The organism is Streptomyces sp. 135 (assembly GCF_020026305.1).
Lineage (GTDB): Bacteria > Actinomycetota > Actinomycetes > Streptomycetales > Streptomycetaceae > Streptomyces.
In genome coordinates this window covers 2537396-2550254 of sequence record NZ_CP075691.1, presented here as the reverse complement: position 1 = coordinate 2550254, position 12859 = coordinate 2537396, and the positions used below count along the sequence as shown (strand labels likewise).

The 12859-nt window shown below is 72.8% G+C and carries 10 protein-coding genes; 6 read left to right on the top strand and 4 right to left on the bottom strand.

The genetic code is table 11. The features are described from left to right. Position 1: 1 nt before the first annotated feature. The 3 genes from KKZ08_RS11440 to KKZ08_RS11430 all read right to left on the bottom strand — a co-directional run bounded on the left by KKZ08_RS11440 (position 2) and on the right by KKZ08_RS11430 (position 3583). Positions 2-1018, bottom strand: coding sequence for an N-acetylmuramoyl-L-alanine amidase (locus KKZ08_RS11440; protein WP_223774356.1), 1017 nt, complete (start codon positions 1016-1018; stop codon positions 2-4). Positions 1019-1040: 22 nt separating this feature from the next. Beyond that, positions 1041-1634 carry a class I SAM-dependent methyltransferase gene (locus KKZ08_RS11435; protein WP_223779009.1) on the bottom strand — a complete coding sequence of 198 codons (594 nt, stop codon included), beginning with the start codon at positions 1632-1634 and terminating at the stop codon, positions 1041-1043. Between the two features lie 206 nt (positions 1635-1840). Then, positions 1841-3583 carry an MFS transporter gene (locus KKZ08_RS11430; RefSeq protein ID WP_223774355.1) on the bottom strand — a complete coding sequence of 581 codons (1743 nt, stop codon included), beginning with the start codon at positions 3581-3583 and terminating at the stop codon, positions 1841-1843. A 260-nt stretch (positions 3584-3843) separates the two neighbouring features. On the opposite strand from KKZ08_RS11430, the gene KKZ08_RS11425 reads away from it, so the two are divergent. The 6 genes from KKZ08_RS11425 to KKZ08_RS11400 all read left to right on the top strand — a co-directional run bounded on the left by KKZ08_RS11425 (position 3844) and on the right by KKZ08_RS11400 (position 12453). After that, positions 3844-6012 (top strand): acyl-CoA dehydrogenase, encoded by a 2169-nt coding sequence (locus KKZ08_RS11425; protein ID WP_223774354.1) that lies wholly within the window; start codon positions 3844-3846, stop codon positions 6010-6012. A gap of 25 nt (positions 6013-6037) precedes the next feature. Then, entirely contained in the window at positions 6038-7222 is a 1185-nt protein-coding gene (locus tag KKZ08_RS11420; RefSeq protein WP_223779008.1) for a lipid-transfer protein, read from the top strand. Between the two features lie 614 nt (positions 7223-7836). Continuing rightward, positions 7837-9300, top strand: a complete 1464-nt coding sequence (locus KKZ08_RS11415) for an MFS transporter (protein ID WP_223774353.1) — start codon at positions 7837-7839, stop codon at positions 9298-9300. 187 nt (positions 9301-9487) lie between these two features. After that, on the top strand, positions 9488-10342 hold the full coding sequence (locus KKZ08_RS11410) for a MaoC/PaaZ C-terminal domain-containing protein (protein ID WP_223774352.1): 855 nt from the start codon (positions 9488-9490) through the stop codon (positions 10340-10342). A 49-nt stretch (positions 10343-10391) separates the two neighbouring features. Beyond that, the gene (locus tag KKZ08_RS11405; RefSeq protein WP_223774351.1) at positions 10392-11468 is read left to right on the top strand and encodes a Zn-dependent alcohol dehydrogenase; all 1077 of its coding nucleotides are present in this window, start codon (positions 10392-10394) and stop codon (positions 11466-11468) included. A gap of 31 nt (positions 11469-11499) precedes the next feature. Continuing rightward, positions 11500-12453, top strand: a complete 954-nt coding sequence (locus KKZ08_RS11400; protein WP_223779007.1) for a 3-oxoacyl-ACP reductase — start codon at positions 11500-11502, stop codon at positions 12451-12453. A gap of 137 nt (positions 12454-12590) precedes the next feature. On the opposite strand, the gene KKZ08_RS11395 is transcribed toward KKZ08_RS11400, so the two are convergent. After that, on the bottom strand, positions 12591-12836 hold the full coding sequence (locus tag KKZ08_RS11395) for a hypothetical protein (protein WP_223774350.1): 246 nt from the start codon (positions 12834-12836) through the stop codon (positions 12591-12593). Between the last annotated feature and the right edge of the window lie 23 nt (positions 12837-12859).

Sequence of the window (12859 nt, the reverse complement as noted above, 5' to 3'; positions counted from 1 at the left end):
GCTATCCCCGCAGGAACCCGTCGATTCCCTCGGAAATGCCCCGCGCCGCCTTCTGCCGCCACTCCGCGCTCTTCAAGAGCGCCGCGTCCTTCGCGTCCCGCATGTTGCCGCACTCGATGAACACCTTGGGAACGGTGGACAGGTTGAGGCCGCCGAGGTCGCTGCGGACGTCCAGGCCGGTGCCGCCGCCCACGTAGTTGGAGGGGGCGCTGCCCGTCGCGCTCAGGAACTTTCCGGCGATGCGCTCGCCCAACTCCCGGGAGGGGGCGACGATCGGGGAGGTGTCGGCCGCGCCGCCCCTCACCTTCGCGGGCAGGATCACGTGGTAGCCGCGGTTTCCCGCGCCCGAGCCGTCGGCGTGGATGGAGACCACCGCGTCGGCGCGGGCCTCATTTCCGATCCGGGCGCGCTCGTCGACGCACGGGCCCCAGGGGCGGTCGCCGTCCTGGGTGAACTTGACCGTGGCGCCCTGCCTCTCAAGGAGTGTGCGCAGGCGGCGGGCGACGTCCAGGGTGAAGGTGGCCTCGGTGTAACCGTCGTTGGTCGACGTGCCCGTGGTGTCGCATTCCTTGCGGTTCGTACCGATGTCGACCTGGCGGTTGATCTCGGCGGTGTGACGGAAGTTGCCCGTGTTGTGGCCGGGGTCGACGACGACCACCTTGCCCTTGAGGGGCCCGTCCACGGCGGGGCGGCGCGTGGGCGGCTTCGTACTCGAATCGTTGCCGTCGCCCTTGCCGTCCTCGCCCTTGTCCTTGCCCTTGTCCTTTTCCTGCCCCTTGTCCGACTTCGAGGGGGACGGTGGGCCGGCCTCGGAGGGCGCGGACCGATCGGCGGACGGACTGGACGACGCCGGCAGCGATCTCGCCGGTTCGTTCCCGTCGGGCCCGCTCGTCGCCTGGTAGACCAGCCAGCCGGCCAGGCAGGTGGGCACCAGCGCGGCCACCGTCACGGCCAGCGGGCGGCCCATGCGGCGGCGGGGCGGCTGGGAGGGATCGAATTCCGGACCTACGTACGACACGAGGGCGAGCCTATCGGCGAGGTCAGATCCCCGCTCCCGTTCGCCGCAGCACGCGCAGCGAGTCCACCGCCGAGACCTCGGTGAACGCCCCGGACGCCAGCGCCCTGAGATAGACGCGGTACGGCGCCTGCCCGGTCATGATGTCGACCGGATCGGGGAACACGTCGTGGATGACGAGCAGCCCGCCCTCGGCGACGTGCGGCGCCCAGCCCTCGTAATCGGCGGTGGCGTGCTCGTCCGTGTGCCCGCCGTCGATGAAGACCAGGCCGAGCGCCCCGCCCCACGCCTTCGCCACCTGCGGCGAACGGCCGACGACCGCGATCACGTGCTCCTCCAGGCCCGCCCGGTGCAGCGTGCGGCGGAAGGTGGGGAGCGTGTCCATCAGGCCGATCTCGGGGTCCACCGTCTCGGGGTCGTGGTACTCCCAGCCGGGCTGCTGCTCCTCGCTGCCGCGGTGGTGGTCCACGGTGATCGCGCTCACCCCGGCCGCGCGGGCCGCGTCGGCGAGCAGGATCGTGGAGCGGCCGCAGTACGTGCCGACCTCCAGCAGGGGCAGGCCGAGCGCGGCGGCCTCCGTCGCGGCCGCGTACAGCGCGAGCCCCTCACCGCGCGGCATGAAGCCCTTGGCGGCCTCGAACGCGGCGAGGACCTCCGGCGTGGGTTCGGCGGCCACGGCCACGGTTTCCTCCAGGTCATACGTACGAATGGGTGGTGCCGCGCGTTGCGGGCGGCACCGGCGCCCATGATGCACGGCACCCCCGCCACCGGCGTGACGGGGGTGCGTGCGGCGTGCGGGGCCGCGTATACGCATGTGTACGTACGTCAGGCCGGGACGTCGCTCTCCTCGGAAGAATCCGTCAGCGCCAGGTCGACCCGCACCGGCCGGTCGTCCCCGTGGTACGCCGCCGCCGAGGCGCGCGGCGCGTGCCCCGTGGCGGTGGCCGCGAGGACGTAGGAGCCGTCGGCGGGGACGGTCAGGGCGTAGCGGCCATCGGAGTCGGTGAGGGCGGCGCCCGCCTGCTTGCCGCGGGGGTCGATCAGCGTCACCTTCGCCCGGGGCAGCGGGGCGCCGTCCACGCCGTGCACCCGGCCGTGGAAGCCCGCGAGGACCTCGGCCGCGCGCTCCAGGTTGGCGTCCTCCTCGCTGCTCGCCCGCAGCCGCGTCGTGGCGGGGCGGCGGGCGGCGGGCAGCAGCAGGGCGAAGAACAGGCCGATGACGACCGCGCCCGTGGCGATCAGGAAGGAGAGGCGGAAGCCGTGCATGGTGGGCACGGCGACGCCGCCGACGTGGTCCGCGGTGTTGGCGAGGACCATGCCGATCACGGCGGACGACACCGAGGTGCCGATGGAGCGCATCAGGGTGTTGAGGCCGTTGGCGGCGCCCGTCTCGGAGGGGTCGACCGAGCCGATGATGAGCGCGGGAAGCGAGGAGTAGGCGAGGCCGATGCCCGCGCCGAGCACCACCGAGATCACGATGGTCTGCCAGGCGGCGCTCATCAGGCCGAGGCCCGCGCCATAGCCGACGGCGATGATCAGCATGCCGAGGATGAGGGTGGTCTTCGGGCCGTACTTCGCGGAGAGGCGGGCGTAGACGGGCGCCGTGAACATCATCGTCAGGCCGAGCGGCATCACGCACAGGCCCGCGACGACCATCGACTGGCCGAGGCCGTAGCCGGTGGCGGACGGCAGCTGGAGCAGCTGCGGCAGGACGAGCGAGACGGCGTAGAAGGCGACGCCGACCATGATCGAGGCGAGGTTGGTGAAGAGCACCGAGCGGCGGGCCGTGGTGCGCAGGTCCACCAGCGGCGCCTTGACGCGCAGCTCCATCACGCCCCACAGGACGAGGACGACGGCCGCGGCAGCGAAGAGGACGAGCGTGGTGCCCGAGCTCCAGCCCCAGTCGCTGCCCTTGGTGATCGGCAGCAGGAAGAGGACGAGCCCGGCGGAGAGGCCGAGCGCGCCGAGCACGTCGAAGGTGCCCTTGGCGCGCATGGGGCTCTCCGGCACGAAGACGAGGGTGAGCGCCATCGCCAGGACGCCGAGACCGGCGGCGCCGAAGAACAGCGCGTGCCAGTCGGCGTGCTGCGCGACGAGCGCGGCCAGCGGCAGCGCGATGCCGCCGCCGACGCCGATGGAGGAGCTCATCAGGGCCATCGCGGAGCCGAGCTTCTCGCGGGGCAGCTGGTCGCGCATCAGGCCGATGCCGAGCGGGATGGCGCCCATGGCGAAGCCCTGGAGGGCGCGGCCCACGATCATCACGACAAGATCGTCGGTGAAACCGCAGACCAGCGAGCCGACGACCATCACGGCGAGGCTGGCGAGCAGCATCTTCCGCTTGCCGAAGAGATCCCCGAGGCGGCCCATGATCGGCGTGGCGACGGCGCCCGCGAGGAGGGTCGCGGTCAGGACCCAGGTGGCGTTCGAGGGGGCGGTGCTCAGCAGGGCCGGCAGGTCCTTGATGACCGGCACGAGCAGGGTCTGCATCACCGCGACGACGATGCCGGAGAAGGCGAGTACGGGGACGACTCCGCGTATGCCGCGTGGGTGGGTCGTCGTCATCGACATTGCGTGGGGCCTCCAGGGCGGAAGGTCGGACACTCCAGGGGGTACGTGTAAAGCGAACCTGTTTCCCCGGGCGACTATTCCGACGGATGTCGTACGAGGGGAAGCCTTGACCTTCGAGAGGGGGCCTTGACCTTTCGTTGACCGACTCGTCACCGGCTTCGGCGGTCGCCACTCCATCTGACTGCCCGTCAGTCTTCCGTCGCATTGGAACGTGTTCTACTCTGTCGCGGTCCCGGCAGCTGCTACCGGCGAGGATGCCCATGGGGATCGCAATCACGCGGGAACAAGGGGAGTTGGCGGCGGCCGTACGCGGGTGGATCGCGCGCGCCGTCCCGCCGGACTCGGTACGCGAGCTGCTCGACGACCCCCCTGCCGGCGGCCGCCCCGCCCACTGGGACGGCCTCGCCCGGCAGGGGCTGCTCGGCGCGCACCTGCCCGAGGGGTGCGGAGGCGGCGGCGGTGACCTGCTCGACCTGGCCGTCGTCCTCGAGGAAGCGGCGCGGGCCGCGCTCCCGGGACCGCTCCTGTCCAGCTCCCTCGCCTCGCTGGTACTGCGCCGCGCGGGCGCCCACGCGATGGCCGCCGAGCTGGCGGCCGGCACCCGCGTCGGTGCCGTCGCGCTCGACGCGGGCACGCTCACCGCGGTGTCCGTCGGCGACGGGTACGTCCTGGAGGGGACGGCGCCGCCCGTCCTCTCCGGCGCCGAGGCCGACCTGCTGATCCTGGCCGCCGTCCACGCGTCGGGCCCGGTGTGGCTGGCCGTCGACGCGGCCGCGCTGGCCACGCGTACGCACGACAGCGCCGACCCGACGCGGCCCACGGCCGAGGTGACCGCACACGCCACGCACGTCCCGGCGGACCGGGTCCTCGCGGTGGACCGCGCGCTCGTGCGGGACCTGGCCGCCGTCGTACTGGCCGCGGACGCCTGCGGCACCGCGGCTTGGGCGCTGGACACCGCCGCCGCACACGCCAAGGTGCGCGAGCAGTTCGGGCGGCCCATCGGGCGGTTCCAGGGCGTCAAGCACCTCTGCGCCGACATGCTGGTCCGCGTCGAGCAGGCCCGCGCCCTGGCCTGGGACGCGGCCCGCGCCGCCGACGAGCCCGGCCTGCCGGACGCCGCGCGGAGCCTGGTCGCCTCGCTCGCCGCGGGCACGGCCCTGGACGCCGCGTACTCCTGCGCCAAGGACTGCGTGCAGATCCTCGGCGGCGTCGGCTTCACCTGGGAGCACGACGCCCACCTGTATCTGCGCAGAGCCGTCGTGGCGCGGCAGCTGCTCGGCGCGGGCGACGCGCACCGGCTGCGCGCCGTGCGGCTCGCCGAGGGCGGCGCGCGCAGGGAGCTGCGCCTGGAACTGCCCGAGCGGGCGGAGGCCTACCGGGCCCGGGCCCGCGAGGTGATCACCCGGGCCCGCGGCCTCGGCCCCGCCGCCGCACGCAAGGCGCTCGCCCCCACCGGCTACGCCGCGCCGCACCTCCCCGAGCCCTACGGCCTCGGCGCCGGGCCGGTCCAGCAGCTCGTCATCCAGGAGGAGCTGCGGGCCGCCGAGGTCACCCTCAGCGATCTCGGCATCGCGACCTGGGTGGTGCCCTCCCTCATCGCGTACGGCACGAAGGAGCAGCAGGAGCGCTTCCTCGCGCCCACCCTGCGCGGGGAACTCCTCTGGTGCCAGCTCTTCAGCGAACCGGGCGCGGGCTCCGACCTGGCCTCCCTGCGGACGAGGGCCGAACGCGTCGAGGCGGGCTGGCGCGTCAACGGCCAGAAGGTGTGGACGAGCGCGGCCCAGTGGGCGGACCACGGCATCCTGCTCGCCCGCACGAACACGGACGCGCCGAAGCACAAGGGGCTGACGTACTTCCTCGTCGACATGAAGAACGCCGAGGGGCTCGACATCCGCCCCCTCAAGGAGATCACCGGGGAGTCCCTCTTCAACGAGGTGTACTTCGACGACGTACTCCTCCCCGAGGACGCGGTCGTCGGAGAGGTCGACGACGGCTGGCGCGTGGCCCGTCACACCCTCGGCAACGAACGCGTCCACATGGCCGACCAGCTGACCTTCGACACCGGCCTCGAAGCGCTCATCGCCCGTGCCGCCGGTCTCGACGGCGCGCTGCGGGCCCGCGTCGGAGCGCTCGTCGCCGAGGCGCACGCGCTGGCCTGCATCGGGCTGCGGACGACGATCCGGCAGGTCGCCGGGGCCGAGCCGGGCGCGGGCGCCTCCGTGCGCAAGCTCATCCAGACGCCGCACCAGCAGAAGGTCGCCGAACTCGCCCTTGAGCTGCTCGGCCCGGCGGGCGCGGTGCGCGAGGGCGCGGGCGAGCGGGCGCTGCACGGCTTTCTCATGTCGCGCTGCCTGACCATCGCGGGCGGCACCACCCAGGTCCAGCTGAATGTCGTCGCCGAGCGGATCCTCGGCCTGCCCCGTGACTGAACCGTCCGACAGCGAAGGGACCACCATGAAGGCGTACGTCGTCGGCGTCGGGATGACGAAGTTCGAGAAGCCCGAGACGCGCGAGTGGCAGTACTGGGACATGGCGAAGGAGGCGGGCACCAAGGCCTTGGAGGACGCCGGCGTCGCGTACGACGCCGTCGAGCAGGTCCCCGTCGGGTACTGCTTCCAGCCCTCGACGGCCGGGCAGCGCGCCGTCTACGAACTGGGCCTGACCGGTGTCCCCGTCTACAACGTCAACAACAACTGCGCGACCGGGGCGACGGCGCTGATGATGGCCCGGCAGTTCGTCGAGGGCGGACTCAACGACTGCGTGCTCGCGCTCGGCTTCGAGAAGATGGCGCGCGGCTCGCTGGGGGGCGGGGACGGGAGCGACTTCAAGACATCCCCCGTGGCCCGGCACTACGAGATCATGGCCGCCCGGCACGGCTTCGAGATGACCCCGCCCACCGCGCAGATCTTCGGCGACGCGGCGCGCGAGCACATGGAGGCATACGGCACGACCGAGGCGCAGCTCGCCGCGGTCGGCGCGAAGAACCACCGGCACTCGGTGAACAATCCGTACGCCCAGTTCCAGGACGCGTACACCGTCGACGAGGTCCTCGCCGCCAAGACCGTCCACCGGCCGCTCACCAGGCTCCAGTGCTCGCCGACCTCGGACGGCGCGGCGGCCGCGGTCGTCGTCTCCGAGCGGTTCGTGGAACGGCACGGCCTGGCGGGGCGGGCCGTGGAGATCGCGGCCCAGGCCATGACCACGGACACCGCCGAGTCCTTCGCCTCCGGCTCGTGCGTCGACGTCGTCGGACAGCCGATGTCGCGGGAGGCGGCGCGGCAGGTGTACGAGGGGTCCGGACTCGGCATCGAGGACGTGGACGTCATCGAGCTGCACGACTGTTTCTCCATCAACGAACTCCTGACGTACGAGGCGCTCGGCATGTGCGCGCCCGGCGAGTCCGGGAAGCTCGTCGAGAGCGGCGCGACGACATACGGCGGGCGCTGGGTGGTGAACCCCTCCGGCGGCCTCATCTCCAAGGGGCACCCGCTCGGCGCGACCGGCATCGCGCAGATCGCCGAACTGACCTGGCAGCTGCGGGGCGAGGCGGGGGCGCGGCAGGTCGAGGGCGCCGGGGTGGGGCTCGCGCACAACATCGGTCTTGGCGGGGCGGTGGTGGTGACGGTGCTGCGGCGGTAGGGGGCGGAGTTCTGGGCCCGGGTGCTGCTGCGGGCAGGGACCTCGGGGTTCCGGACGGCGGTGTGGCGGCGGGGCGGGCGGTGGTACTGCGGTGCCTGCGGTGCCCCGATGGTCGGGGCTGGTCGGCTGTGGTGGTGGAGGTGCCGGGTCGAGGCCAGGGCCGCTGCGACGGTGGACGCGGCCCCGGAGACCCTCGGCGCGCCGTCGCGCGGGCGGGGGTGGCCTCGGCTGCCGGGCAGTGCCGCGGCGCGTGGGGGTGGGGGTGTCGGCGGCCGGGTGTCGCTGCGTCGGCGGAAGCGGGGGGGCTCGGGATGCCGGGTGCCGCCGTGTGGGTGTGGGGGTGTCGGCGGCCGGGTGTCGCTGCGTCGGCGGAAGCGGGGGGCCGGGGATGCCGGGTGCCGCCGTGTGGGTGTGGGGGTGTCGGCGGCCGGATGCCGCCGCGTCGGTAGAGGCTCGGGGGCCGGATGTCAGGCGTCGTCGGCCTGGGTACGTGCCCCGATCCCAGGTGCCGCGGCCGGGGGGGCGTGCGGCCCGGAGGCCTAGGCCCTTCGGCCCAGGCGGGTCCAGCCAATTTTCGATGCGTGCGGCTCGTGTGGCTTGAGAGGATGGTCGTCATGGTCCAGACGCCCTCCACCACTTACACCCCCGACGCCGCAACCGCCCCGCCGAAGAAGTCCGCCCCGGTGTGGGCGGTCCTGCTCGCCGCCTGCGCCGGCCAGTTCCTGGTCGTCCTCGACGTGTCGGTGGTGAACACCGCGCTGCCCTCGATGCGGGCCGACCTCGGCATGAGCGCCATCGGACTCCAGTGGGTCGTCAACGCCTACTCCATCGCCTTCGCGGGCTTCATGCTGCTCGGCGGCCGGGCCGGCGACCTCTTCGGGCGCAAGCGGATGTTCCTTCTCGGCCTCGGCCTCTTCACCGCCGCCTCCCTCGGCGGCGGCCTCGCGCAGGCCGAGTGGCAGCTCCTGGCGGCGCGGGCCGTCCAGGGACTCGGCGCCGCGATCCTCGCGCCGTCGACGCTGACGATCCTCACCTCGGCCGTGCCCGAGGGCCCGGCGCGCATACGGGCGATCGGCGTCTGGTCGGCGGTCGGCGCGGGCGGCGGCGCGGCCGGCGGCCTGGTCGGCGGCGCCCTCACCGACCTGCTCTCCTGGCGCTGGGTGCTCCTGATCAACGTCCCCATCGGCGCCCTGGTCATCGTCGCGGGGCTGGCCTGGCTCACCGAGAGCAGGGCGGGCCAGGCGCGCCGCCTCGACGTGCCGGGCGCGGTGCTCGTCACGGCCGGGCTCGCCACCCTCGCGTACGGGATCGTGCAGACCGAGGAGAAGGGCTGGACGGCGGCGGCGACCCTGGTGCCGCTGGCGGCCGGGCTCGCGCTGCTCGCGGCCTTCCTCGTGGTGGAGGCGCGCACGAAGGTGCCGCTGATGCCGCTGAAGCTGTTCAGGGTGCGGTCGGTGTCGGCCGCGAACGCCGCGATGTTCATGTGCGGCGGCGGGATGTTCGCCATGTGGATGTTCATGACGCTGTACGCCCAGAACGTCCTCGACTACTCCCCGCTCAAGGCGGGCCTCGCCCTCATCCCGTCGTCCCTCACCATCGTCCTCGGCTCGATGCTGGCGCCGCGCGTGATGCCGGTGCTCGGCGCGAAGAACGTCTCCGTGCTCGGCATCGTGGTGGCCGCCGCGGGCTTCGGCTGGCAGTCGACGATGACGGTCGACGGGGCGTACATGACCTCGATCATGCTGCCCGGCATCGTGATGATGTTCGGCGCGGGCCTCGCCACGACCCCGCTCGCCTCCCTCGCCACGTCGGGCGCGCAGCCGGGCGACGCGGGGCTCGTCTCGGGCCTGATCAACACCTCCCGCACGATGGGCGGCGCGCTCGGCCTCGCGGTGCTCTCCACGGTGGCGGCGGCGCAGATGGACGGCTCGACGTCGCGGCAGGCGCTGACGGACGGCTACGCGATGGCGTTCCGCACGAGCGGGTTCATCCTGCTGGCGGGCGTGGTGATGCTGCTCCTGTGGATGCCGGCGCAGCGGACGGCCGCCTCCCGGGGGGCCGGCTCTCAGGACAGCTGATCTGACGCTGCGTCAGGCGGCGCGCGTCCGGAGCCTTCACAACTCCCCGGGGCTCGGCTATACATGGGACGCCGGACTGGAACGCGTTCTAGAACGGCCCTGTTGCGACCTCGGTGCGGTCGACGGTGCGGACGGCCGCACCGAGGTCTTCCGCTGTCGGCCGAAGAGCCCAAGGAGCTGCCGCCCCATGCCCATTGACGCCGCGAAGGCCGTGGCCGCCGAACCCCGGTCCGCCGAGATCACCTGGGACCACAAGGACGTCCAGCTCTACCACCTGGGCCTCGGCGCGGGACGGCCCGCCACCGACCCCGCCGAACTGCGGTACACGCTGGAATCCAGGCTGCACGTCCTGCCCAGCTTCGCCACCGTCGCGGGCGCCGGGATGGGGATGATGGGCGGCCTCTCCGCCCCCGGCATCGAGGTGGACCTCGCGGCGGTGCTGCACGGCGGCCAGACCATCACGCTGCACCGCCCCATTCCCGTGGGCGGCAGGGCGATGACCACCTCGAAGGTCGCCGCGGTGTACGACAAGGGCAAGGCGGCGATCCTCGTCCTGCGCTCCGAGGCCGCCGACGACGAGGGCCCGCTGTGGACGAGCGACGCCCAGATCTTCGTACGCGGTGAAGGGGGCTTCGGCGGCGACCGGGGACCCTCCACCCGGCTGCCCGCCCCCGAGGGCGACCCCGACCTGGAGATCGAGCGCCCCGTCCGCGAGGACCAGGCACTGCTCTACCGCCTCTCCGGTGACTGGAACCCCCTGCACGCCGACCCCGAGTTCGCGAAGCTCGCCGGCTTCGACAAGCCGATCCTGCACGGGCTGTGCACGTACGGGATGACGCTCAAGGCCGTCGTCGACACGCAGCTGGACGGCGACGTGTCCCGGGTGCGCAGCTACGGCACCCGCTTCGTCGGCGTCGTCTTCCCCGGCGAGACCCTGCGCATCCGCATGTGGCGCACCGAGGGCCGCGTCCAGGCCACGGTCACCGCGGTCGAACGGGACGACGCGCCGGTCCTCGCCGACACCGTCGTCGAGCACGTCTGAGCCGCTTCGGGGCGGGCCCGGAGCTTCGTACGCCGAGAGGAGCCGCACCATGCGCGCAGCCGTACTGCACGAGATAGGCCAGGACAAGCTCGAAGTCCTCGACGACGTGGAGGCGTTGGGCTTCGGTCCGGGCAAGGTGAGGATCCGAATCCGGGCCACCGGCCTGTGCCACTCGGACGTCTCCGCGATGAACGGCGTGCTGCCGCAGCCCGCGCCCTTCATCCCCGGCCACGAGGGCGCCGGCGAGATCCTCGACGTCGGTGACGGCGTCAGCGGTCTCGCGCCGGGCGACCGGGTCCTCCTGAGCTGGCTCCCCGCCTGCGGCACCTGCCCCGCCTGCAAGCGGGGCCAGACCCAGCTCTGTCTCGCCGGTTTCATGAACGCGGGCACCCCCAACTTCAAGCGCCCCGGCGGGGACGTCTTCGGCTTCGCGGGCACGGGCACCTTCACCGAGGAGGTCGTCGTCGACGCCGGGTGCGCCGTGCCGATCCCCGACGACGTGCCCTTCGACATCGCGGCGCTCATCGGCTGCGGGGTGACCACGGGGCTCGGCGCGGCCATCAACACCGCCGACGTGCGGGCCGGTTCGTCGGTGGCCGTCATCGGCTGCGGTGGCGTCGGCATCTCCGCGATCCAGGGGGCCAGGCTCAAGGGCGCGGCGCAGATCGTCGCGGTCGACCCGGTCGCCTCGCGCAGGGAGGCGGCGCTCGGCTTCGGCGCCACGGAGGCGGTCCCGCCCGACGGGCTGGCCGACGCCAAGCAGCGGATCACCGCGGGCGAGGGCTTCGACTACGTCTTCGAGGTCGTCGGCAAGTCCGCCACGGCCCGCACGGCGTACGAGACGACGCGGCGCGGCGGCACGCTGTGCGTCGTCGGCGCGGGCGCCATGGACGACCACCTCCAGCTCAACATGTTCGAGCTGTTCTTCGACGAGAAGCGGATCCTGCCCTCCATGTACGGCGGGGGCGACGTCCTCCAGTCGTACGAACGCGCCATCGCGCTCTGGCGGGCGGGCCGCATCGATCTGGAGAACCTCATCACGCACCGGGTGCGGCTCACCGAGATCAACGAGGCCCTCGACCAGATGCGTACCGGGACCGCCCTGCGTACGTGCATCGAGATCTGAGAGGACATGGGGGACATTGATGTCACTGTCACTGTCACTGCCACTGCCGCTTGAGGGTCTGGCCGCGGTCGTCACCGGCGCGGGCCGCGGGCTCGGCCGCGCCGAGGCCCTGGAACTGGCCCGGCTCGGCGCGAGCGTCGTCGTCAACGACTTCGGGCAGCCGGGGCGCGACGGCTCCGGTGAGGCGTCGGCGGCGCCCGCCGAGGAGGTCGCCGCCGAGATCCGGGCCAAGGGCGGGCAGGCCGTGGCCCACACCGGCGACGTGGCGGACCACGACCAGGCCCGCACGCTGATCGGGCTGGCGGTCGACACGTACGGAAAGCTCGACATCCTGGTCAACAACGCGGGCATCCTGCGGGACCGGATGATCTTCTCGATGAGCGAGGGCGAGTGGGACTCGGTCATCCGCGTCCACCTCAAGGGCCACTTCAACACGACCCACTTCGCGTCCGTCCACTGGCGCGAGCGCTCCAAGGCCGCGGGCGGCCCGGTGTACGGGCGGATCGTGAACACCTCGTCGGAGGCGTTCCTCGCCGGATCCGCGGGCCAGCCCAACTACGCGGCGGCGAAGGGCGGCATCGTCGGACTGACGACGTCGACGGCGCTGGCGCTCGCCAAGTACGGCGTGACGGCCAACGCGATCTGCCCCCGCGCGCGGACGCGGATGACCGAGGACGTCTTCCAGGGGTTCCAGGAGCCGACGGACGGCCGGCTGGACCCGCTCGCGCCCGAACACGTGTCGCCGCTGGTCGGCTATCTCGCCTCGCCCGCCGCCGGCCGCGTCAACGGCCAACTGCTCGTGGTCCACGGGGGGATGGTCGCGATCGTCGAACGCCCCAAGGTGGCGGCGAAGTTCGACGCGGCGAAGGAGGCGTTCACCTTCGAGGAGCTGGACGAGCTGATCTCGCCGTACTACGCGACGCGCCCCCCGGCCGAGACGTTCGCGGCGGCCGAGGTGCTCGGCCTGAAGCGGGAGAAGGCCTGAAGCGGGAGAAGTTCTGAAAGCGGGGTAGGCGGTTCTTGGTGGAAACGCAGGGAAGCCCCGCCCGGGGGCCGCTTGTGGCGGCCTTTGGGCGGGGCTCTCCGCGACGCGGTGCGTGTGGTGGTGCGTGCTTCGGTGCGTCAGGAGTCCGACGGCTGCCTGCGGTGGCGGCCCCTCGGCGCGGTGGCCTCGTCGTGCTCGGCCACCGGCCCGCGGTGCCTACCGGCGCCGGACCGTGCGGTCGAGGTCGCGGCGGCCGTCGCCTGCCGCGGATCGGTCTCCCACTGTGTCTCGCGCTGTGTCGTCCACGGCGTCTCCCGCTGTGTCGTCCACTGCGCTTCCGTCTGTGTCTCCGTTATGGCCTCGGTCGACATCTCTCTACTCACCCCGTAAGAAGATCCTTCGTGCA

Bases quoted from the DNA above. Each gene is read 5' to 3' on its own strand.
- KKZ08_RS11435 (WP_223779009.1), bottom strand. From the start codon at position 1,634: ATGCCGCGCGGTGAGGGGCTCGCGCTGTACGCGGCCGCGACGGAGGCC.
- KKZ08_RS11430 (WP_223774355.1), bottom strand. From the start codon at position 3,583: ATGTCGATGACGACGACCCACCCACGCGGCATACGCGGAGTCGTCCCC.
- KKZ08_RS11425 (WP_223774354.1), top strand. From the start codon at position 3,844: ATGGGGATCGCAATCACGCGGGAACAAGGGGAGTTGGCGGCGGCCGTA.
- KKZ08_RS11420 (WP_223779008.1), top strand. From the start codon at position 6,038: ATGAAGGCGTACGTCGTCGGCGTCGGGATGACGAAGTTCGAGAAGCCC.
- KKZ08_RS11415 (WP_223774353.1), top strand. From the start codon at position 7,837: ATGGTCCAGACGCCCTCCACCACTTACACCCCCGACGCCGCAACCGCC.
- KKZ08_RS11410 (WP_223774352.1), top strand. From the start codon at position 9,488: ATGCCCATTGACGCCGCGAAGGCCGTGGCCGCCGAACCCCGGTCCGCC.
- KKZ08_RS11405 (WP_223774351.1), top strand. From the start codon at position 10,392: ATGCGCGCAGCCGTACTGCACGAGATAGGCCAGGACAAGCTCGAAGTC.